Origin of the sequence: uncultured Mucilaginibacter sp. (genome assembly GCF_903893715.1) — a bacterium.
Lineage (GTDB): Bacteria > Bacteroidota > Bacteroidia > Sphingobacteriales > Sphingobacteriaceae > Mucilaginibacter.
In genome coordinates this window covers 14,412-37,509 of record NZ_CAITNG010000027.1, presented here as the reverse complement: position 1 = coordinate 37,509, position 23,098 = coordinate 14,412, and the positions used below count along the sequence as shown (strand labels likewise).

Here is a 23,098-nt window from a genome sequence, read left to right as displayed (position 1 = left end):
TTATCATCTTCTATTTTTTAAATTTGTCCATTTTGTGCATATTTGCACCGAAATTTGCACAGTAACGGTTGCATAGCTCAATTGGATAGAGCAACTGCCTTCTAAGTAGTAGGTTCCAGGTTCGAACCCTGGTGCGACCACCATAAAAAGCTTTTTGGAAATGCGTCCAAAGGGCTTTTTGTCAAATATCGAGGTCTGTTTACCAATGATGTAGATATTAAACAAAACAAAGGCCGGCGTCCAAACGCCAGGCTTTGTTAAATATTGAAAAGGAGTCTTTATTCTTGATTCTCGGCTCTCGATTCTATTTTTTCACATACAACTCATTAAACAACAACTTAAACGTACCATGCGATTGCCCCCTGAAGGTAATCTCAGGTCCAAAGGCGTATAGGTTGCCTGCGCCAATGCTGGCGCTAAAGGCGGCTACGTCGTCCTTCAAATATTGCTGACCAAAGGCCCAGCCGCTGCGTAAGGGTTTATCGGTGGCAAACCACATCAATGGTTTTACACCTTTTTTGGCAGCGTCTTTGTCGAGTTTAAAAGCCGGGCTGCTGTCGTACATTACATCCGCTTCGGCAGGCATGCCCCAGTTGGCGGGGTCTGCTGTATCAAGCGAGGCGTGCAGCACAGCGCCGGGTACATAAAACTTATCACCGCTAAAAGGTACTTCGCGTCCGCCTACCACATCAACTAAAGCGTTGTGTACGGGCAGGTTCAGATCGTAAGCCAGGTTGGCGCTGGTGCCAATGGTAACAATGCTGCCGCCGGCTTCCAAAAACGCTTTCAATTGCGGTATGGTTTTATCCGCGCTCACGCGGCCGGTCATGGTTTTAAAGGCGTCGGGCACGTCATCCGTCCGGCCAAAACCGCCACCACCTCCGCCACCACCACCGCGACGGCCACCGGCTGTAGCCATAGGTATAGCGCCGCCAACAAATACAATCACGTCATACTTGCTTTTCAGGTCGCCGCCATCCAGTTCTTGCGGGTAAACCACCTTGAACGGAAAATGGTATTGCTCCATCAGCCAGCGCACCCATCCCGACTGGATAGACCCGCCATAGGTGTCCCAAAGAGCAATACGCGCGGGTGCCAGTTTTACTAAACCAGCCGGGCGCTCGGTGGCTGCGCCTACTGCCACATCAAAGTACATGGCTGCTTTGGCCAAAGCGCCTTTAGCTGCTGCCGATGGTGCCTCTACATAAAAAGTTCCGGCATCAATCGTTGCGCCGCTGCCGCTCACCCGGTACACATCGGCCCCCGCGGCAAGCAACTCGTTTACCGCGATGAAAGAGTTATTGGCTTTCGCACTCAGGTAATAACCGCCGGTTGAAGCCGGTACCGTTTGCATAGGCATCAATTGTAATTGCCCGTAAGGTATCCGTTTAAACGGACCATTAAAATCGTCCAATATCCTGTCAAACTTAACGCCCATTTGGTAAGCCAGCGTCCAACCCGTCATATCATATGGGCGGATAGGAGGGCCACCGGGGTATAAAAAGTCGTTGGGGTGGTCTTGCGGTTCAAACCTGTCTAATACTTCCGGGCGAAAGGCCTGGTTGGTTTTAATAATATAGCTGTTGGCAGGATAAGTTTTCCCGGCAACGGTAAAGCTTGCGGTAGCCTGCTGTACCACCAAACCCGAGCGTAAACAGGTATTGATAAAGCGTATCGCGGTAGCAAAATCGGGCTGGTCGGCAGGGATGATATATCCCCTTGGGTCGCGCAGTTCCGGGTTGCGTAAAATGGTGTCAAAAAACTTTTGCGGTATACCGGCACGGCCAAAACCGCTGCCGCCGCCAATGGTAACCGCACCGCCGCGCTGCGCGCGACCGGCCGTGGTATCCGTACCTCCCATAGAAGCTTTATAAGCCTCGGTAATGGCAAGCGAACGTTTCGGAGAAAGCGTCCAGTTATCTTTGCTGCCTCGGTCTATTGAGTTTTTGCCCATCAGGTAAGCGTTATACAACATGGCGTCGCCGTTGCGGGCAGCGTAATCCAATACGGCATAATTTAGCGAAACCGAATAGTCTATCGATTGTACAAAATGCCAGGTTTGCGGTGTTACCGGGAAAGGCGTGGCGCTGTTCGGTATCAGCCTTTCGGGGACAAGCGGTATGCTCGATGGGGTAGGGCTGCCGATAATTTCGGTCAACAAGCCCACCATGTTATGGAAATAAGTAGCCGTACGCAACCCCCCGTTCCACCAGGTAGAAAACTCGGTGCCCGAGCGTTGGGTATATCCCGGCTTGCCTTCCTTGTTCAACCGGCTGTTCATTGCCGAACCCACGGCATCCAAACTGGTCACCAACAGAGGGTCGTACACATAATTAAAAGGATCACGGAACGGCGGCCCCGCCACAACCGAACCTGCCGGGCCGGCCTGGTGGTGGTTATACACAATTTGCGGCAGCCACTCCAGGTATTGCTGGCGGGTAATGTTCTGCGTTTCCTTCATATTCATCATATAAAAGTCGCGGTTGTTATCATGTCCAATGTATTTTTCCCACAGGCGCGGTACGTTGGTATTGCGCTTTTTGGGGTCTTTTTCCTGCATGTACCAGTTCGATACCAGTTCCTGCCCGTCGGGGTTGGCATGTACCATCAAAATAATGTCCTTGTCCAACAGGCGCATGGTCTCCGCATCGGTGCGACTCACCAGATCATAAGCGGTTTGTATCAGTTGGTGCGCGCCAACTACTTCACTGGCGTGCAGGCCGCCGTCTATCCAAACAATAGGTTTGCCTTGCAGCGAGAGCGCATGTGCCTGCGCGTCGGTCAAACCTTCGGCTCGGGCCAGCTTTTGCGAAATGGCCTTGTACTTAGCCAAATTCTTGATATTCTCGGGCGATGATACCACCAGCATAAACTGGTGCCTGCCTTCTTCGGTCAGGCCAATATCAATAAACTTGGTGCGCGGCGATGCTGCCAGCTTTTTAAAATAAGCCTCGGTTTGGGTGTAATTGGCAAGCTGATAATCATCACCAATATTAAAGCCGAAAAACGACTTGGGCGATGGCACACCTTGCGCCCATAAACGGGCAGACAAAACAATACAACAGGCAATGACGGCGAAAAATTTCCTCATGATATTTGTAATAAGACAGTTAAAGTACTAAACTACAGATTTGCCCGGATTTGTTTTGTAATAATTTTGAGAGGGAAGGAAAACCAATTTTCCATCCCAAACATGACCATTGTCATTTCATACCCCGCCTTAAATGCTTTGTTTTGCCCAAAACAGCACCAATGGCATCCACACAAACCAAACACATTACCGATTTCATCAAACAAAACAGGATACTCAGCCTTTGCTGTGTGGATACCGATAGCAAACCCTATTGCTTTCACTGCTTTTATGCTTTCGACGAGGCTAACCACCTGCTCTTCTTTAAATCGTCCACCGATACTTTTCATGCCGGCATATTGGCGCAAAACCCATCAGTAGCGGGCAGTATACTCCCCGAAAACATCAACCTTATAGCGCTCAAAGGCATACAACTCACCGGCACTGTTTTATATACCGATATACCCGACCATATCAACCCCGAAAGTTTTTACCATAAAAAATTCCCCTTCGCGCTGGCCAAACCCGGCAAGGTATGGTGCATCGGCATCGACGCTATCAAAATGACCGATAATACAAATGTATTTGGCAAAAAGTTAGCCTGGCAAAGGGAAGAGTTGGTATAGGATGAAAACAAAAAAGTTTCTCAATTTAAATTGAGAAACTTTTTTGAGACTACTTTATCCCGTAATGGTCGTTCATCAGTTTGTTGAACAAGCCGCCCGGTAATATACTTTTCAGTACCGGTACAATAGTTTGGTCGAATTTGCCAACCAGGTAACGTTGTTTGGGTTTGGCCGAATCCACAATTTTGCATAAGGTTTTGCCTATCAAAGCAGGGTCCGAGCCAACACTTTCATCCTTTTCCATCGCTGCTACGGCCGAGGTGTATTCTTTTTCCAAAGCCTCGTTTTTAAGTGGGAAAGCTACTTTGCTGCGGTTTTGTGTAAAGTCCGATTTAAAATCGCCGGGATTAATGAGCGTTACCTTTACGCCGGTATTCAACAGCTCCATGCGCAAACTTTCAGAGTACCCTTCAATAGCAAATTTCGAAGCGGCATACATGCTTTGGTACGGCAAACCAAATAATCCGGCCAAGGAACTGATATTGACGATGAGACCTTGTTTTTTTTCAATCATGCCAGGCAACACCGCGCTGCACATACGTACCACGCCAAAAAAGTTCACCTCAAATTGTTGTTTAGCACTTTCTACAGGCATAGCATAGGCAGGCCCGGTTACACCGTTACCGGCATTGTTTACCAGCACGTCTATTTTGCCTTCGGCTTTGGTAATGGTAGCAATGGCCGCATTTACCGACGCGTCGCTGGTAACATCCAGTTCAATGGGTTTAAACGGGACATCCTTTAAACGTTTCACATCACGTGCCGAACCATAAACCGTATGACCTTGTGCCTGTAGCGCCGTAGCACACGCCAAACCAATGCCCGATGATGCGCCTGTTACCAAAATTACCTTTGCCATAGTATAGATAGAGTTTTTGTTGCTTTCTTTTTTTGAAACGTAAAGATGCAAATTTATCAATAAGCTAAAAACTAAAAATTAATTAAATAAGACCTAACTTTGAACTATGCCACGCTTAAACCTGTTAGAAGAAACCCGGTACGAGAAGCTGCCGGTTACCGTTTATCCCGATCAAAAAAAAGCTTCCATAGCCGTTGCGCAGCGTATAGCCCAACTCATCAAAACCAAAGCTGCTAATAGCGAAAACGCCATTCTTGGTTTGGCTACTGGCGTTACGCCGGTAGGCGTTTACAAAGAGTTGGTGCGCATGCATAAAGAAGAAGGCTTGAGCTTTAAAAACGTTATCACATTTAACCTCGACGAATATTACCCCATGGAAGCAACAGCGGCGCAGAGCTATGTTACTTTCATGAACATCAACCTGTTCGACCATATCGACATCGACAAACACAATGTTCATATACCCGATGGTACCTTAGACAAGGAAGACGTCGCTGCTTTTTGTTTGGACTACGAAAAGCAAATAGAATCCCTCGGTGGCCTCGACTTGCAGGTACTGGGTATCGGCCGCACAGGCCACATCGGCTTTAACGAGCCGGGTTCGGCGCCAAACTCAGGTACCCGCATTGTTACGCTCGACGATCTGACCCGCCTCGATGCCGCCCGCGATTTTGGCGGTAAGGCAAACGTGCCCACTAAAGCCATTACGATGGGTATCGGCACTATATTCCTTGCGCGAGAAATTATCCTGATGGCCTGGAACAAAAAGAAAGCGCCCATCATCAAAAAAGCGGTAGAAGGCGAAATGTCGGGCGATGTACCGGCCACTTACCTGCAGCTTTCAGACAATGTAGAGTTTGTATTGGATGAAGATGCCGCATCGGAACTCACCCGTTTTGACACCCCATGGCTCGTAAAAGATTGTGTTTGGACAGCTCAACTTAAAAAGAAAGCCGTTATCTGGCTGGCATCAACGCTGAAAAAACCTATTCTTAAATTGACCGAGGAAGACTATAATAACCATGGCATGGCACAATTAGCTGTTGAGCAAGGCCCGGTTTACAATATCAATATCGATATTTTTGGCAAGCTGCAACATACCATTACCGGTTGGCCGGGAGGAAAGCCGGATGCCGATGATACCGACCGACCCGAGCGCGCTTTGCCCGCCAAAAAACGCGCTATCATTTTCTCGCCACACCCTGATGATGATGTGATTTCTATGGGAGGCACCTTCATACGCCTGGTGGATCAGGGGCATCACGTGCATGTGGCTTATCAGACATCGGGCAATACCGCTGTATGGGATGACGACGTGCTGCGATACGTAGAGTTTGCCATCGATTTTAACCATAGCACCGGCCGCGATACGGAAGAGTTTAAAAAGATATATGCTGATATGCGCAAATTTATGGCAAAAAAGCAGCCCAATCAGGTGGATACTGATGCCATCCGCGACGTTAAAGGCTTTATCCGCAAAAGCGAGGCCATAGCAGGCGCAAGGTATGCCGGTTTGCCAGATAGCCATATCCATTTTATGGCCTTGCCTTTTTACGAGACCGGTAAAACCCAAAAAGACCCGGTAAGCGAGATAGACGTACAGCTAACCGTTGAACTGCTGCAAAAAGTTATGCCCCACCAGATATTTGCCGCCGGCGATTTTGCCGACCCGCATGGCACGCACATCGTTTGCTTCAACATCATCCTGGCTGCGTTAAACCGGCTCAAAGCCACCGAGCCCTGGGTAAAAGATTGCTGGCTGTGGATGTACCGCGGTGCATGGTTGGAGTTTGATACGCACGAGATTGAAATGGCTGTGCCGCTATCACCACAGGAGGTGATACGCAAGCGCAATGCTATTTTTAAGCATCAGTCGCAAAAAGACAGACCGGTTTTCCCCGGTGATGATGCCCGCGAGTTTTGGCAGCGCGCCGAAGATCGCAACCGCGAAACCGCACAAAAATACGACGAGCTTGGCCTGGCCGAATACGAGGCCATGGAGGCTTTTGTACGGTACCATTACTAAGCGGGGTTTTGTCGCAAGCAATGAACAGACCTCCAACCAATACCTTTTCCCCAATGCTTATAGCGATGTTATGGGTTTTTGCATTGATGGGCTTAGGCTGCAAGCACAAGGACATTAACAACCAAATAACAGTCCCGGTTAAACAGGCTGTCAGTATCAATCCGGCGCTAAAAAAGCCCATCTGCTGCGAATCGAACCTGCCTTCGCGCTTCAATGCGGTCGTTGTATCACAACCCATCACAGCATCAGCCCAAAATAGTCACGCTGGTATGGTGTGGGTACCCTCGGGCACTTTCCAAATGGGGGGCGATAGCAACCAGGCCCAACCCGACGAATATCCCAAACATAAAGTTACCGTAACCGGCTTTTGGATGGATGCCGCCGAGGTAACCAACGCCCAATTCGCCCGCTTTGTAAAAGCGACGGGCTATATCACTACCGCCGAACAAAAACCCGACTGGAATGTCCTGAAAAAGCAGCTCCCGCTCGGTACGCCCAAACCGCCCGATAGCTTGCTGGTTCCCGCCTCGTTGGTGTTTGTGCCGACGAAAGGCCCAGTATCGCTAAACGATTATACCCAATGGTGGACCTGGAAAAAAGGTGCCGACTGGAAACACCCGCACGGTCCGGGCAGTAACATTAAGGGAAAAGATAACTATCCGGTAGTGCAGGTATCATTTTACGATGTACAGGCCTACTGCAAATGGGCAGGCAAACGTTTACCCACCGAAGCCGAGTGGGAGTGGGCCGCGCGCGGCGGATTGACCAATAATATTTACCCTTGGGGCAACGAACCGGTAAATGCAGGTAAACCCAAAGCCAATACCTGGGAAGGCGTGTTCCCGTACAAAAACACGGTGAAAGATGGTTATTATTACCTGGCACCTGTAGCATCTTTCCCGGCAAACGGCTATCATCTGTACGATATGGCCGGCAACGTTTGGGAATGGTGTGCCGATTATTACAACAACAAATACTATGGTACCCTAAACCCCAATGGTGTTACCAATCCCCAAGGCCCCGCGAAATCTTATGATCCCGACGAGCCTTTAGCCATAAAACGGGTAGTGCGCGGCGGTTCTTTTTTATGTAACGACAGCTACTGCTCCGGTTACCGCGTGGCTCGTCGCATGAAAACCAGCGAAGACAGCGGTATGGAACACCTCGGTTTCCGGTGCGTGCAAAGCAGGTAGTTTCAGCAACATCATGTTACCGTAAATTTAAAACAACAAGAACAACAGCCCGCCCAAATCCCTATTTTTGCCCCATGGAATTAGGTATCAGTACTTTTGGCGAGGTATCGCCTGACGGAACTTCGGGCAACGCGGTTAACGCCCGCGACCGTGTACAGCAATTATTGGAAGAGGTAAAACTTGCCGATGAAGTGGGTCTGGATGTATTCGCGTTTGGCGAACACCACCGCCCTGATTTTGTCATCTCGGCCCCCGAAATATTCATGGCTGCCGCGGCTGCCATCACCAAAAATATCAAACTATCCAGTTCGGTAACCGTACTCAGCTCAGCCGACCCGGTACGTACCTTCCAAAACTTCGCCACGGTCGACCTTATCTCCAACGGCCGTGCCGAAATGATAGCCGGTCGGGGTTCTTTTATCGAGTCATTCCCTTTATTTGGTTATAATCTGAACGATTACGACGAACTGTTCGCCGAAAAGCTGGATATGTTCCTGCAGATCAACAAGCAGGAAAAACTGAACTGGCAAGGTAAATTCCGAGCGCCCGTTAAAGGTCAGGGCATATATCCCAGGCCGATCCAACAACAAATACCGGTATGGCTGGGTGTTGGCGGAACACCCGCCTCGGCAGTCCGTGCAGGTACGCTCAATTTGCCCATGATCATCGCGATACTGGGCAGTCCGCCCCGTCAGTTCGTGCCATTTGTGGAGCTATACCGCGAGTCGGCGCAAAAGGCCGGGCACGATGTGGGTAAGTTGCAATTGGCCATCAGTTCACAATTCTATGTAGCCGAAGACAGCAAACAAGCCGCCGACGAGTTCTACCCATCCTACGAAACCCTGATGACCCGTGTAGGCAAGGAACGTGGCTGGTCGCCGATGAACAGGCCCCAGTTCGAATACCTGCGCAGCAACGGCCCGCTGGTAGTTGGCAGCCCGCAACAGGCTATCGACAAGATCATGGAACAGCACCGCCTCTTCAACAATACCCGCTTCGTGGCCCAATTGGTAACAGGTTTCATCCCGCACAGCCAGGTACTCAAATCTATCGAGCTTTACGGTACCAAAGTAGCGCCTGTGGTGAGAAAGGAGCTGGGAATCAAATAAAGATATCTGCCACTTCGTTTCTTGATTCTCATGCATCAAATATTTTCTTTCATTTACCACCCAATTCCTTTTTATTGCCATATTTGTTATCAATATAACACATACAACTAACCAAATAACCATACCACCATGCAGGAATTAGACCCTTCTGTTCTCCGGAAAGTAAATACATGGCTTAACGGCAACTACGATGCCGAAGTAAAGCAACAGATACAAAAAATGCTTGATGACAAAGCCTACACCGAACTGTCCGACTCGTTTTACCGCGACCTGGAGTTTGGTACCGGCGGCCTGCGCGGCACCATGGGCCCCGGCTCCAACCGCATCAACAAATACACCATCGGCTCGGCAACGCAGGGCCTGGCCAACCATCTCAAAAAAAGCTATCCCGGCGAAAAGATAAAAGTGGCCATCGCTCACGATAGCCGCAATAATTCGGACGTGTTTGCCAATATTACTGCTGAAGTTTTTTCAGCAAATGGCATCCACGTTTATTTTTTCAAAGCATTGCGTCCCACGCCCGAACTCTCCTTCGCGGTACGCCATTTGGGTTGCAAAAGCGGGGTGATGCTTACCGCTTCGCACAACCCCAAAGAATACAACGGTTACAAAGCCTACGGTGCCGATGGCGGCCAGTTCGTTTCGCCAGAAGATAAGGCGTTGATGGACGAGGTGGCCAAGATCAGCAGCATCGACGAAGTAAAATTCGACCGCGTGGATGCCAATATCGAATTGATAGGCGAGGAGATAGATAAGCTTTACTTGGACGCGATAACCGCCTTATCCGTATCGCCCGATGCCATCAAGCGGCAAAAAGATCTGAAGATCGTTTACTCGCCCATACACGGTACCGGTATCACGCTGATGCCAAAAGCCTTGCAGCAGTTTGGTTTTGAAAACGTGATTATCGTAGAAGAACAGGCCACACCTGATGGTAATTTCCCGACGGTAGTTTATCCAAATCCCGAAGAAAAAGAAGCCCTGACGCTGGCCCTCAAAAAAGCCAAAGAAGTGGATGCCGACCTGGTATTGGCCACCGACCCTGATGCCGACCGCGTGGGTATAGCTGTAAAAAATAACGAGGGCGAGTTTATCCTGCTCAACGGTAACCAAACCGGCAGCCTGCTCATCAACTACCTGCTCACCGCATGGCAGGAGCGCGGCAAACTTGATGGTCATCAATACATCGTAAAAACCATTGTTACCAGTAACCTCATCGACGAGATTGCCAAAGCTAAAAACGTTACCTGCTACAATACCCTCACCGGCTTCAAATACATCGGCGAGCTGATTACCCAACTACAGGGCAAAGCCACGTTCATAGGCGGCGGCGAGGAAAGCTACGGCTACCTGATAGGGGAACTGGTGCGCGATAAGGATGCTATTGTATCGGGCGCTTTCATCGCCGAGATGACCGCCTTTTACAAGGACAAAGGTACCAGCCTGTTCCAGGCATTGATAGATACTTACCTTCAATATGGCTTTTACAAAGAAAAGCTGGTATCGGTAACCAAAAAAGGCCAGAGTGGTGCCGCCGATATCAAGGCCATGATGGCAAAATACCGCGAGAACCCGCCTGTTACGTTGGATGGCATCAAAGTTACGGCACTGAAGGATTACGAGTTTAGCAAAGAGACCGACCTGGCCACCAATACCATTAAAGCTATCGATTTGCCGAAGTCAGACGTGTTGCAGTTTATCCTTGCCGATGGCAGCATTATTTCGGCACGCCCATCCGGCACCGAGCCAAAGATCAAGTTTTACTGCAGCGTAAAGACAACCTTAGCCAGTAAAGAAGCCTACCACGCTACCGACAAACAACTGGATGCCAAAATAGACGCAATCATGAAAGATTTGGGGGTGTAAGCCTCAGTGTTGCTATAAGACTTGAAAGGCTGCTATCATTAATAAGCAGCCTTTTTTTTAGTCGCGATCTAACCGGAATCAGCTGTTGCTACCACCCAGCAAGTGCCTGAGGTATAAATCCGGATTATCTAAAAACGATTTGGTGAGCGAAAAATGTTCGGTGTCCCGATAGTTGGTTTCGTGTACGCCATTTTCATCAAACTGGTAAATAGTGGCACCGGGGTAGCAAAGAAGCATGGGGGAGTGCGTGGCTATGATGAATTGAGCCCGTCCGCTCTGGTCAAGTGTGTTTATTACAGCCATAAAAGCCAGTATCCTTGCAGGCGATAGCGCAGCCTCCGGCTCATCGAGGAGATAGATACCCGCTTCGAATTGGTTATTAAAAAGTGACAGGAACGATTCTCCATGCGATTGCGCATGCAGCGACCGGCCTCCGTAGGCATTTAAAATACGCGGACTTTCCACCGCCAGTTCATCGATGTAGGAAGCGAAATTGAAAAAACTTTCCGCCCTCATAAAAAAACCTTCAGTGATCCTCCGTGGCGTCCAACCCAGTTGCAAGTGCGGTGCCAATGCCGATTCATATCCTTCAAAACGCCAACCGGTATTCAGATTATGGTTGCGGTTGCCACCCCTCAAATTAAACCCACATTGCTCCGCGATACCTTCCAATAAGGTGGACTTTCCCGAGCCATTCTCGCCAACAAAAAATGTTACATTATCTTTTAGTTTAAGCCTTAACCCATTACCGAGGCTTGGGATATGCTGCAGGTAAGAGCCATCTGATTATGCCGGGAGCGATATGTGGGATAGAAATGGCATATAATAATTAACGCTAAAATAAGTAAAGAAAGAATTAATATCGAATAATGAACATCGGAGGTTATAAACAACAAAGCCGGACACTTTCGTGTCAGGCTTTGTACCCAGCGCCGGAGTACATTTGTCAAATTGTTAAAATTTAATAGAGTATAAAAAACATCAAAAAAAGCTTATTTAAAACATTAATGGCACCATTATGTAAAATGAAATAAAGTAAAATAAATTAGGATATAGTAAAAAGTGTATGTAATTTTAGGCTATACATACAGTCAATACATACAGTTATGGCAAAGCCTAAATTTTATTTAGAACCCCGCCCAGCCGAAAACGGCAAACAGGCAATCAATATGTTTTATTCTTTTAATGGCCAACGATTACAATACTATACGGGCATAAGAATTGAGGTCAAGTACTTTCGCCCGGAATGTAATACAAGCGATGTAATAAAACCAATTAAGTCGACTGCACCTTTTGCCACACAGAACAATAAAAAATTAGCTGAAATGGCATTAGATGCAGTATCTATTGAATGTAATGCGAAGGGCGAGAACCTAACAGCAAAATTTGTAAAAGAACAACTGGATTTAATATATAAGCCCAAAATCAAAGCAGTAAAACAACTAACTGAACCCGAAATAAATCACACCTTCGTAACTTTCTTTGAACAGATTATTAAGGATACGATTTGCGGTAAGCGGCTTATATCTGTTGGAAAGAATAACGGCAGTAGATATACACGTAACGCCTATAAGAACTATGGTATTACGCTATCGGCAGTAAAACGTTATATGAAATACATGGGTATTACTACCTTGCCCTTTGAAACTATAAATAAAGAGTTTTATGAGAATTTCAGGTTTTACTGTTATAATATAGAAAATAAGGAAAAATCAACCTTTGGCAGCTATATAAAGGATATTAAAACTGTAATGAGTGAAAGCAATGCCCCAGGCTTTAAGACTAAGGATTATATTATCCCTTCGTACGAAGCAGATACCTTGTATTTAACAGTAGAGCAAATTAACCAAATTTCAATTTTGGACTTGTCCGATAAAACTAAATTCCATATCCATACCAAAGGAGATGAAGTTTTTAAAATAGGATACCCAACATTAGATAAGGTACGTGATTTATTTTTAATTGGTTGCTATACAGGCTTGCGGTTTAGCGATTTTAATACATTAGATATTCAAAGTATCGATGGTGATTTTATTAAGATCAAGCAAATAAAAACTGGGAGTAGGGTAACCATCCCAATAATGAACAAATTGCGCCCGGTGCTAAGTAAATATTCTGATAATCTACCTACAATATCAAATCAAAAATTCAATGACTATATTAAGATTGTAGCGCAATTGGCAGGATTAACGCAAACACGAAAAACAACAAATACAAAGGGTAATATTGAGAATGAAGATATACAACCACTATATAGTTTAGTTACCTCTCATTGCTGCCGCCGAAGCTATGCAACCAATATGTTTAAAGCGGGTGTGCCGCCAATGTTCATTATGAGTGCCACAGGCCATAAAACAGAAACCAGCTTTTTAAAATACATTCGTGCAAATAATGATGATAAGGCTAAGCTATTGGCCCAAACTTTACAAAAATTAGGACTTTAAAAACCTCTATCATTTAATTATGAAAAAAGATTATAGCGAAGGCATGGACTTTTTGTTCTTACATGGCGTAGTTAATGAACGAGCTAATATAATAGGAAAGGGAAAATACAATGATACCGTTGTTGATTTTGATTCAAACGTTAAATTTTGGGGGGAAATTTGGGCTGAATTAACCGAAATAAGCGACCAAATTAAATGTTTGAATATTGATACTGTCGAATGTATCAAGACCTATAAAAACCTTTTAAAATACATGCAATCAATTTTCATGTACTTTATAGATAGCAATAAATTCGTTTACAAAAATAGCGGGAATTCAGTCATACTTAATTGTTTGATTCCGAACGTTAAACCGTATTACCAATCTGTTGATAGAGATTGTCGAAATGTTTTAGATATTATTAAAACATGTACAAATTTTAGTTCCACCGAGAAAAAAGAGTTGGCAACGGTGCTAAGTGCTTATATTGATTTTTTTGAAATGGAAATTCATTTATCTGAATTAAGCAATCAAAAGCCAATAGTTAAACCACCACCACAACCCATAAATTGCCTCGAAGATGCCATAATTAATGACGCTGCAAAAGAGAACATTTTTAGAATACTAATATCAAACGAATTAATTGATAAAGACACCAAATTTTTTACAGATAAGAAAAGTGGAAAAAAAGGTGCGTTTTATAGCAGTATCATTTTATTTGCGGAAAAGGGCTACTTCAAAAGGATCCCGGTAGTACATGAATATCTGAACATTTGTAACAACACTTTTCGAGCGAATATAAGCAAGGCTACGGCAAACAACCATAAGACAAGAGCCGCAAGTACTTTAAATATACCCTCTTTTACTTAAAGAATTAGATTTTTTAGGGTTTGCTAAGAATGTCTAATTTTTCTAATTAATTCATTGACTTGTAGTAAAATATGATTATACTTTTGCTGTGGATTAACAATCACAGCAATGCAAAACATAATATTGTCACCAATTAGCTTAGAGAATTTTGAGCTATTAATTAAAAAAAGCGTTACCGCAGCCCTTGCGTTAGCCCAAACAACGACCCAGGAAACAGAAGACCCAAAGCAATTCACCATTGCAGAATTAGCTGTTTATCTCAAATGTACTAAAGCGACTATTCACGCATATAAAAAGCGGGGTGTTTTTAAATACTATCAAACGGGACGAACGATTTATTTTAAAAAATCAGATGTGGAGAAAGCCTTAGAAGTGGGCATTAGGAAAGGGCTAAAGGATTGATAAAAAATCTTTTAGTAATACACATATATTGCGGCAACAGATCATGAACCCAATTGCAAAATCCGATCAATTGAACGTTCCTGTTGAACTTTTGCAATTGAGTTTGCAAAACCATTGCTTAAATGATTTGAGGTTGTTTTTAATGCTTAAAATCAACTGGGGCGGTACGTTTCGAATGAGTAAGGAATCTGTAATTGAATTAACGTCAATTTTAGGATATAGTAGTACTAAAAGTACACATACCCACTTAAAAAATCTTGAAAAATTAGACTGGGTTAATTTCGATTACAAAACTAACTTGCTTTTTATCAAAGGATTTGAAGCATTGAGGCAAAAATTAGGATTAAAGCAGCGAACAGGAGCAATAATAAACCGCGATAATCTGATTAACAATAATCAGTTCAAAGGCTTTGCAGCCGGGGCGGTAATAAATAACATGGTCAATAGCCAAAAGATAAAATTAAGACGGTTAGGACAGCAAAAGGGATGTTCAGCAGAAGACCGTATTAATAATGCTAATGGTTATTTTAATGTAGCGACCGAAGGCTTAGCCAAGATTTTGAAGTGTTCCATAGGCCAAGCGTTTAACCTTAAAAAACTTGCTAAATTATTGGGGTTTATTAAAGTTAAAAAGGGACTGATCGTTACAGAATTCAATATAAAGGAAATTGAAGGGTTTAGATTGGGTAACCCCGAATTAAGTCCAAAATTGACCCGAAAAAAGAACAAGATTGCAATAAAAAGTAGCGATCAAATAAAATCAAATATGCCCTTTTCACGCCGGGAAAAAATTTGAAATTTATATAAAAGGGTTTAAGGGTCTAAGCTTTAACGCTAAATTCAGGATTGTGAAAAACGGAATATTGTTTAAAAGATAAAAAATACGCCCAGAACTTGGAAAATGAGAAAAAAGCTTTTTTTTGCTGGGCTTTGTTGTTAAAAACACCTAAGAAATAATCATTAAGCAAAATAAGCCCCTATAACGAACAATTTTATATTAATGTAGTTAGGGCTACTTTTGAATTAAAGAGCCGATAAATACGATTAAAATACGAAAAATGGCAAGATTTGAGAAAGGGAATAAGGGAAAACCAAAAGGTGCCGTAAATAAAAACACGAAGCTTGTTAAAGATGTTTTTGCCGAAGTTTTTACAGCATTACAGGACGGCGGTGCCGCCGATCTTGAAATATGGGCACGGCAAAATACTACAGAGTTTTACAAGCTTGCAGCCCGGTTAATCCCCACGCAGATTGATGAAATTGGTAAGAATCAAATTAGCATACTGATTGAATAATAAGTCAAATGGTTTATTTTAACTTTTTCAAATTCATAGTCAACCTCTGATGAAGTATAAAATTGAGTCAATATTGTTTTAAAGTTTAATGAACGACCTAATTCTATATCTTTTAATATTGGCAGTTTTTCGCGGAGTTGTTCTTCAACATCTTCAGGCTTATCTTCCCACACTAGCCCATATTTCTTTTTCGTATTGACTAGATTAATTAACGCAGCACGCTCATCGGCTGTTAGGCCATCTAATTGTTTCAGTTTTTGTATCAGATCTTGCTTATTCATTTAAGTTGAGAGAGAGTATTATTGGTCTGGTTCAGCATTTTAGGTAACAATCATATATTTCAGTTATATCGTTCGTAAACTCGATACAACTTCTTCAAATATAATATTTTCAATCAATAGCTGATTAGTATTGCAAAGTAGCATGAGTGCTGAGCTAATAAACCCTGGCGTCCGTATTTAAATTTTGTGTTGCCGCTGTAATATTTATTAACTTAGTTATTTATCAGTAATTGTTAGCCTCGTTATTAATGACCTATCTAACCAAGTCACGTTTTCAAATCGGCATAGAGTGTCCAACGAAATTGTATTACCAAAACAATTCGGACAAGTATGCAAACATGAAATTAGAAGACCAATTTCTGGAAGCCCTTGCCAATGGCGGTTTTCAGGTGGGAGCATTGGCCAGAGCCTATCACCCGGATGGTATTTTAATTGCAGAAAAATCCAACGAGGGTGCAATAGAAAAGACCAATGAATATCTATCGCGCGAAAACTGCACCCTTTTTGAAGCTGCAATTCGAGCTGGAGATTACCTGGTAAGAATTGATATATTGATAAAAAAAGGAAATACTATACAGCTGATAGAAGTAAAAGCCAAATCATTTAATCCTAATGAAGACTCATTCACTGGTGCCAAAGGTTCAATAAGTTCTAAATGGCGACCGTATTTAATGGACGTGGCCTTCCAGGTCATGGTACTCAAAAATGCTTTTCCACAGTTTGCTGTTGTCAGTTACCTTATGCTTGCAGATAAGACTAAAACCGCTTCTGCCAATGGTCTAAATCAACAGTTCAAAATTACTAAGGTCGATGGAAGGGTTTCGGTCGCACCAATAAAACAGTTAACAGCGGATGAGCTCGGTACTACACTTTTGATCAAAATACCAGTTGGTACAGAAGTTGAAAAATTAGGAAACGAAGATTTTGAAATTGGGGGTACAACTTACACGCTAGCCTCATATGCGGCAATGTTGTCAGCCGACTTAAATAATAATCAAAAAAAATTCATGGGTATTGGAAAGCACTGCAATAAGTGCGAATTTCAAACTAATGATGAAGAATTGTCGTCCGGCTTTATAGAATGTTGGAGCAAACAAACAGGCTTATCTACTCAGCAATTAACTCAACCCTTGCTTTTTGAGCTATGGCGAGGGTATCTTGGTTCAAAAGATATCATTACCCCGCTATTAAATCGTCAAGATTATTTCCTAAAAGACTTCCAGGAAGCAGACTTTGCGCCTAAAAATATTAAGCCGAGCATTGGATATAATGCCACGGAAAGGCGCATATTACAAATCCAATCGTCAGTTACGGATTTAAAAACACCCTCATACAAAAAAGAATTTCTTATTGATGCGTTCAACTCCTTCATATATCCTTTACATTTTATTGATTTTGAAACAACCGCTTTAGCGATACCGATGTACGCGGGTCGAAGGCCTTACGAGCAGATAGCTTTTCAATTTTCCCACCACCAGGTCGAGTCCGATGGAAGTATCACACACAAAGATCAATGGTTAAACAACGCCATTGGAGAATTTCCTAACTATGACTTTATACGGGCGTTGAAATCTGCTTTGGAATATGATCAGGGAACCATATTTAGATATCATAATCATGAGAATACGATTTTGAATGTTATCTATTTACAACTACTTGAAAGTAATGAAATTGACAAGTATGAACTATGCGACTTCATCCGCTCAATAACGCATAAGAGTGACGATCAGCACGTAGGAGCACGCGACATGGTTGACCTATACCAACTTGTTATCGGCGGTTTTTACCATCCATTAATGAAAGGGTCCAATTCAATTAAATCAGTTTTACCCGCCATTATTGAAAGTTCAGATTTCTTAACAGGTAAATATTCCAATCCTTGCTACGGCACAGATGCTATACCGAGCCTTAATTTCAAACAGCATACCTGGCTTTTAAAAGACCTATCTGACAATTGGATTAGCCCTTATAAAAGATTACCGCCAGTTTTTGAGGAATTAAATTCAGAACAATTGGATGAATTATGTGACGATAATGGCGAAGAATTGAAAGATGGCGGCGCAGCGATGATGGCCTATGCTAAAATGCAATTTGTTGACATGCCCAATGAAGAAAGAATGTTTTATTATAATGCCTTATTAAAGTATTGTGAACTAGATACGCTGGCGATGGTCATGATCTATGAAGGCTGGAAGGATTATTTATTTAAATAGAACATGCGAGAAAAAGGGCAGCTAAGGTTTTGCCCGCATTGCTTTAAGACTTACTTAAACATCCGCAAAAGACTTTGGCATAATGACCCGCTTGCGTTCCTCGCGTCTCCACCCTTCGGGACTTATTCCGTTTCCTTTTGCCTGCTGCGGGCACCCTTTTTTGCTTTCTTTTTTCCTTTTCTTTTAAATAAACCCTATTAGAAAATAAGAACAATCAAGGATCGACAATCTTCAAGCAATATTTTATTAGTCTTCCAAGCGCCCCCTGTTTTCGCCAAAGATCATCAAACAATAAGAAAACAGGGGGCGTTCTTCCGGGCGGGCGTAGCCAGCCGCCGGGCAATTTTCAAAATAAGGGGGATTGTAAACATTCAAATTTAGTAAACATAATTGAAAAATAAAAATGATAAATGAAGTACAACCCAAGATTGCCTACCTTAGTTGAAATGAATCCTGAGCTAGAAACGCTATCATTCGACACGGGCCGTATCATCAAGAGCATTCATCACATTTCCGAAGTCAGTAATGTGGCAACGGCCATTTATCATGCTACAAAGAACTATAACAGCGATGATATCAACGTCATGGAAACCGATGAGTTGGGTTTTTTATTTACGGATAAGGATGGCAAAGCCAAAGTCGAGCCTGCCGCTATATCCGTTAGCCAATGGACGTAGGTTCGAGTCCTACTAGGGCTACCCAATAATAATGAAGCCTTTAACGAAAGTTAAAGGCTTTTTTTGTATCCGAAATTTTGGTAGCTCGTCGGGCTCAAATCCGTCGGATGACGGATGGAGGTTCGAGTCCTGCTACTACCCGATTGGACAAGCTTGAAAAATCAAGTCTTGTCTGATTTTTTTACCTCTAATTTGTAGTTTATCAAGTAAATAAGAGTTGCGTCTTCATTCAATCGATTGGTTCGATAAGTCTTTCCATCAAAACACAGATTTTCAGGCTATATCGAACCAATTATCTTACGTTTAACTGTTGTGTGAGCTTCTGAATAGGTAATATTCAGCTTTGAAAGCGTAAATAGAGCCTTATCTATACATCCATCAAGATCATAAGCCGGTTTACCAAACCCGGTAAGTTCACCCTCAGGGATAAGCAGAGTTTTCTCGCATTCAGACTTTATAATAAGGCTCTGTTTGGAAGATCATAGGTTTTACGCGACCATATATGTTCAAAAGTCAACTCCTATTTTTCTTCCTCTTTAACAAACCCTTAAGAGCCTACACCCAATTAAAAGAGCATTAAGTCTTTTAAATTGTTCCCGCACAATTTTCAAACTCAACCCTTATCATTAGGTGTAATCCGCTGCGAATTTTTAAATAAAAAGTTGCAAATACAGCTGAATAGGTTGCCAATACCGTGCTTTTTAGTTTGTGAAAAATTGAAGTACTTGCACTAACCAAATATTTATAAACCAAGTACTTTTTTTATTGCATGGAGGCTGTTTTTTACGTCCATGGTTTGCAAAAAAACTTGAAAACATGCAATTTAAACTTAAAACCAATTGATAAACCTAATAATTGCTATGATTAAAACAATTACTCAAAATTTATTTAGACCAGACAAACGCTCAGTAAAAAGGCTGTTTAAGCTGGTGGCTATTATTTTGATGTGCACATCAAAATTGTATGCGCAAAATGGCGCGATAAAAATAATCGGCACGGTAACGGATGACCACGGCGAAACTGTTATTGGAGCAACTGTTAAAGTAAAAGGTAGTACCAATGGCACATTAAGTAATATAAACGGTAATTACACGATTAGCATACCTAATGATAAGGTTACTTTGGTATACAGTTATATTGGTTTAGTTTCGAAAGAAGAACTGGTAGGTACCCGAAAAGTAATTAATGTAGTACTTAATCAAAACTCCACCAGCCTGAGCGAGGTAGTGGTTGTAGGTTATGGCCAGGTTAACCGCAAAGACCTTACAGGGTCGGTAGGATCGGTAAACGTAGCTGAATTGGGCAAGGCGCCTGTTAAATCGTTCGACGACGCCTTGGCGGGACGGGTTGCGGGGGTACAGGTTACTTCGCCCGATGGCCAGCCTGGGGCTGCACCTGCCATTGTAATAAGGGGCGGAAATTCGGTCACTCAGGATAACTCTCCTTTATATGTAATTGATGGTTTTCCTATCGAAAACTACAACAACAACGCGATCAATCCGGCAGATATCGAATCTATCGATATCTTGAAAGACGCTTCCTCTACAGCTATATACGGCGCAAGGGGCGCCAATGGAGTTATCATTATAACCACCAAAAAGGGAAAAACCGGAGCCCCTGTGGTTACCTACGATTCATACTATGGCATTCAATCGAACACCAATACCGTAAAGGTAATGGACCCATATAATTATTTAAAGTACACACTTGAGGTGGATTCGGTAAACGCATATAATGCGGACTATACTTTGTATAACGTTTACAGCCCATTATATAACCCAACCGGAACTTTAACCGTTGATGCTTACGCTAATGCCCCCAGCATCGACTGGCAATCGCAGATATTTCGAAAATCTGCCATGCAAAGCCATAATGTATCGATCCGAGGCGGGACAAAGGATACTAAATATACTGTTTCCGGTTCATTTGTTAATCAGGATGGAACAGTTATTGGTTCAGGCTTTAAACGTTACCAAACGCGTTTGATACTGGATCAGAATTTGGGTGATAAATTAAAAGTGGGTATCAATGCCAATTACAGCTATATTATTATGGGAGGCGACCAGGTTGGTGGTACATTTACCACAGCCGATCCCTTATTAATAAGCACATGGCGATATAGGCCAATGGCCGCGCCCGGGCAAGATTTAAATGCATTGCTCACCGGCGCTCAGGATCCGGCCGTAATTACGGCTACAAACTATGAGTGGAACCCGATTTTAACGGCCACTCAACAAATCAACAATAAATATAATAGCCTGCTAACTGCTAACGCTTATATTGATTACAGTATTCTAAAAGATCTGCGATTGAAGATGTCGGGTGGCATAAATGTCAGTAATCTGGAAACAGACCGTTTTAATACCTCACTATCGCGCTTGGGCAGCCCGATAAGTACTTTAGGGCAGGGCGGGCCAAACGGATCAGTTACCAATGGCCAACTGATTAATTTAGTGAATGAAAATACACTAACTTACAATAAGGTATTCGCAAAAAAACATATGCTGAACATTTTAACAGGTTTCAGTATCGGTCAGAATACCACCTCATCAAATAGCTTTGGCGCGTTAAAAGTGCCGAATGAAAGTTTGGGCGTAAATGGTTTATCGCAAGGTACCCCTTCGGTAATTACCACCTATAAATCAGTAAATACATTGGCGTCTTTCTTAGGTAGAGTAAATTATAGCTACGATTCCAAGTATTTAGCCACTGCGAGTTTTAGGGCAGACGGATCTTCGAAATTTTTAGGTGGTAATGTTTGGGGCTATTTTCCATCCGGTTCATTAGCATGGCACATTAGCCAGGAAGATTTTTTGAAAAACAATAAAATCGTTTCCGATGTTAAATTACGCACCAGCTATGGCATTATTGGTAACAACCGTGTGAATGACGAAGCCACTTATGCTTTATTAGGTACAGGGGCATCAGTAGGTGGTTTGGCCGGTTCTTATTCTGCAAACGGCGTACTCATCAATGGAACCTATCCAATTAACCTGGCAAACCCTGCATTGAAATGGGAAAGCACTATTGAAACAGATTTTGGTTTGGATCTCGGTTTCTTAAATCAACGCATTACGTTAACAACAGATGTGTACAACAAAACCACTTCAAATTTATTATTGAATGCATCGCTGCCAGGCAGTAGCGGGTACTTGTCGGCTTTTCAAAATATTGGCTCCGTACAAAACAAGGGACTTGAAATTTCCTTGTCGACGATCAACATTACCAAGAAAGACTTTAGCTGGAGCAGCTCGTTCAATATCTCGTTTAACCGAAACAAGGTATTGTCGCTTACCTCGGGTCAGCAATACTTAACCACTATTGTTAAGTGGGAGGCTGGTAATACCATAGCAGCATCGCCGGGCTTTATTGCCCAGATAGGCCAACCAGTAGGTATGTTTTACGGTTTAACATCGAACGGAGTATACCAATTATCAGATTTTACTCAAACCTCGCCGGGTGTTTATGCCTTAAACGCCGGTGTGCCATATTATGGCACGGCGGGTAAAACCGTTAAGCCGGGTTATTGGAAATATCAAGACTCAAACGCCGACGGCGTTATTGATGTGAACGATGCTGGCGTTATTGGTAACCCTAACCCTAAGTTTATTGGCGGCTTTACCAATAACTTTACTTACAAGGGTTTTGATTTGAACGTGTTCTTCCAGTTTAGTTATGGAAACCAGATTATGAATGTAAACCGTATATTGATGGAAGGTGGGGGTGGTATATCCAACGTGCAGGGTGCAAACCAGTTTGCAACTTACGACGACCGTTGGACGCCCGCAAACCCAAGCAACACTTATGCTGTAGCAACGGCAGGCGGTAGCCAACCGGCCTTCTATTCATCACGTGATGTTGAAGACGGATCATTCATTCGTTTAAAAACAGTGAATTTAGGCTACAGATTCAATACCGATTTGATAAAAAAAGCAGGAATGTCAAGCTTGCGGATATATGTTTCGGCACAAAACCTGTATACATGGACCAAATATTCAGGCTTAGACCCCGAAGTAAACTCATTCCCATCGGCTTTAACACCGGGAATGGATTATTCGGCATATCCGAGGGCAAAAGTGATAACGATGGGTTTAGATCTGTCATTTTAAAGCTAACATAGTGTATTGAAAACATAATTATCCAAGTAAAAAAACCAAACAAGGTAAAAAGCGAAAGGTAGTTTCATT

Annotated in this window: 17 protein-coding genes and 1 tRNA gene; 14 read left to right on the top strand and 4 right to left on the bottom strand. The window is 43.3% G+C overall.

Features of this window, described 5'->3' with window-relative positions:
- Positions 1–66: 66 nt before the first annotated feature.
- Positions 67–143, top strand: a tRNA-Arg gene (locus QZX97_RS03855).
- Between the two features lie 161 nt (positions 144–304).
- Here QZX97_RS03855 and QZX97_RS03850 read toward each other — a convergent pair.
- On the bottom strand, positions 305–3,091 hold the full coding sequence (locus QZX97_RS03850; protein WP_295654696.1) for a M14 metallopeptidase family protein: 2,787 nt from the start codon (positions 3,089–3,091) through the stop codon (positions 305–307).
- A gap of 161 nt (positions 3,092–3,252) precedes the next feature.
- Here QZX97_RS03850 and QZX97_RS03845 point away from each other — a divergent pair, with 161 nt between their 5' ends.
- Positions 3,253–3,696, top strand: a complete 444-nt coding sequence (locus QZX97_RS03845) for a pyridoxamine 5'-phosphate oxidase family protein (RefSeq protein ID WP_295654695.1) — start codon at positions 3,253–3,255, stop codon at positions 3,694–3,696.
- 49 nt (positions 3,697–3,745) lie between these two features.
- Here QZX97_RS03845 and QZX97_RS03840 read toward each other — a convergent pair whose 3' ends face one another.
- Complete coding sequence (locus tag QZX97_RS03840) at positions 3,746–4,555, bottom strand: SDR family oxidoreductase (protein ID WP_295654694.1); 810 nt, start codon at positions 4,553–4,555, stop codon at positions 3,746–3,748.
- 106 nt (positions 4,556–4,661) lie between these two features.
- Between QZX97_RS03840 and nagB the strand changes: the two genes are divergently transcribed.
- The 4 genes from nagB (at position 4,662) to QZX97_RS03820 (ending at position 10,749) form a co-directional block, all read left to right on the top strand.
- A complete protein-coding gene (nagB, locus tag QZX97_RS03835) occupies positions 4,662–6,581 on the top strand; it encodes a glucosamine-6-phosphate deaminase (RefSeq protein ID WP_295654693.1) in 1,920 nt (639 codons plus the stop codon).
- A 65-nt stretch (positions 6,582–6,646) separates the two neighbouring features.
- A complete protein-coding gene (locus tag QZX97_RS03830; RefSeq protein ID WP_295664202.1) occupies positions 6,647–7,774 on the top strand; it encodes a formylglycine-generating enzyme family protein in 1,128 nt (375 codons plus the stop codon).
- Positions 7,775–7,848: 74 nt separating this feature from the next.
- Positions 7,849–8,883, top strand: a complete 1,035-nt coding sequence (locus QZX97_RS03825) for an LLM class flavin-dependent oxidoreductase (protein WP_295654689.1) — start codon at positions 7,849–7,851, stop codon at positions 8,881–8,883.
- A gap of 129 nt (positions 8,884–9,012) precedes the next feature.
- The gene (locus QZX97_RS03820; RefSeq protein ID WP_295654687.1) at positions 9,013–10,749 is read left to right on the top strand and encodes a phospho-sugar mutase; all 1,737 of its coding nucleotides are present in this window, start codon (positions 9,013–9,015) and stop codon (positions 10,747–10,749) included.
- A 78-nt stretch (positions 10,750–10,827) separates the two neighbouring features.
- Here the strand turns inward: QZX97_RS03820 and QZX97_RS03815 are convergent, their stop codons facing one another.
- On the bottom strand, positions 10,828–11,511 hold the full coding sequence (locus QZX97_RS03815) for an AAA family ATPase (protein WP_295654697.1): 684 nt from the start codon (positions 11,509–11,511) through the stop codon (positions 10,828–10,830).
- Positions 11,512–11,855: 344 nt separating this feature from the next.
- On the opposite strand from QZX97_RS03815, the gene QZX97_RS03810 reads away from it, so the two are divergent.
- The 5 genes from QZX97_RS03810 to QZX97_RS03790 all read left to right on the top strand — a co-directional run bounded on the left by QZX97_RS03810 (position 11,856) and on the right by QZX97_RS03790 (position 15,740).
- Complete coding sequence (locus QZX97_RS03810) at positions 11,856–13,193, top strand: site-specific integrase (RefSeq protein ID WP_295654685.1); 1,338 nt, start codon at positions 11,856–11,858, stop codon at positions 13,191–13,193.
- 19 nt (positions 13,194–13,212) lie between these two features.
- On the top strand, positions 13,213–14,043 hold the full coding sequence (locus tag QZX97_RS03805; RefSeq protein WP_295654683.1) for a hypothetical protein: 831 nt from the start codon (positions 13,213–13,215) through the stop codon (positions 14,041–14,043).
- A gap of 108 nt (positions 14,044–14,151) precedes the next feature.
- Complete coding sequence (locus QZX97_RS03800; RefSeq protein WP_295654681.1) at positions 14,152–14,445, top strand: helix-turn-helix domain-containing protein; 294 nt, start codon at positions 14,152–14,154, stop codon at positions 14,443–14,445.
- A gap of 43 nt (positions 14,446–14,488) precedes the next feature.
- Positions 14,489–15,241, top strand: a complete 753-nt coding sequence (locus tag QZX97_RS03795; RefSeq protein WP_295654679.1) for a hypothetical protein — start codon at positions 14,489–14,491, stop codon at positions 15,239–15,241.
- A gap of 262 nt (positions 15,242–15,503) precedes the next feature.
- Entirely contained in the window at positions 15,504–15,740 is a 237-nt protein-coding gene (locus QZX97_RS03790; RefSeq protein ID WP_295654677.1) for a hypothetical protein, read from the top strand.
- On the opposite strand, the gene QZX97_RS03785 is transcribed toward QZX97_RS03790, so the two are convergent.
- Positions 15,716–16,021, bottom strand: a complete 306-nt coding sequence (locus tag QZX97_RS03785; protein ID WP_295654676.1) for a hypothetical protein — start codon at positions 16,019–16,021, stop codon at positions 15,716–15,718. The two genes, QZX97_RS03790 and QZX97_RS03785, sit on opposite strands and share 25 nt — an antisense overlap.
- 338 nt (positions 16,022–16,359) lie before the next feature.
- Between QZX97_RS03785 and QZX97_RS03780 the strand changes: the two genes are divergently transcribed.
- The 3 genes from QZX97_RS03780 (at position 16,360) to QZX97_RS03770 (ending at position 23,020) form a co-directional block, all read left to right on the top strand.
- The gene (locus QZX97_RS03780; RefSeq protein ID WP_295654674.1) at positions 16,360–18,234 is read left to right on the top strand and encodes a DUF2779 domain-containing protein; all 1,875 of its coding nucleotides are present in this window, start codon (positions 16,360–16,362) and stop codon (positions 18,232–18,234) included.
- 446 nt (positions 18,235–18,680) lie between these two features.
- Positions 18,681–18,911 carry a hypothetical protein gene (locus QZX97_RS03775; RefSeq protein WP_295654673.1) on the top strand — a complete coding sequence of 77 codons (231 nt, stop codon included), beginning with the start codon at positions 18,681–18,683 and terminating at the stop codon, positions 18,909–18,911.
- 860 nt (positions 18,912–19,771) lie between these two features.
- Positions 19,772–23,020 (top strand): TonB-dependent receptor, encoded by a 3,249-nt coding sequence (locus QZX97_RS03770; protein ID WP_295654671.1) that lies wholly within the window; start codon positions 19,772–19,774, stop codon positions 23,018–23,020.
- The last annotated feature ends 78 nt before the right edge of the window (positions 23,021–23,098 follow it).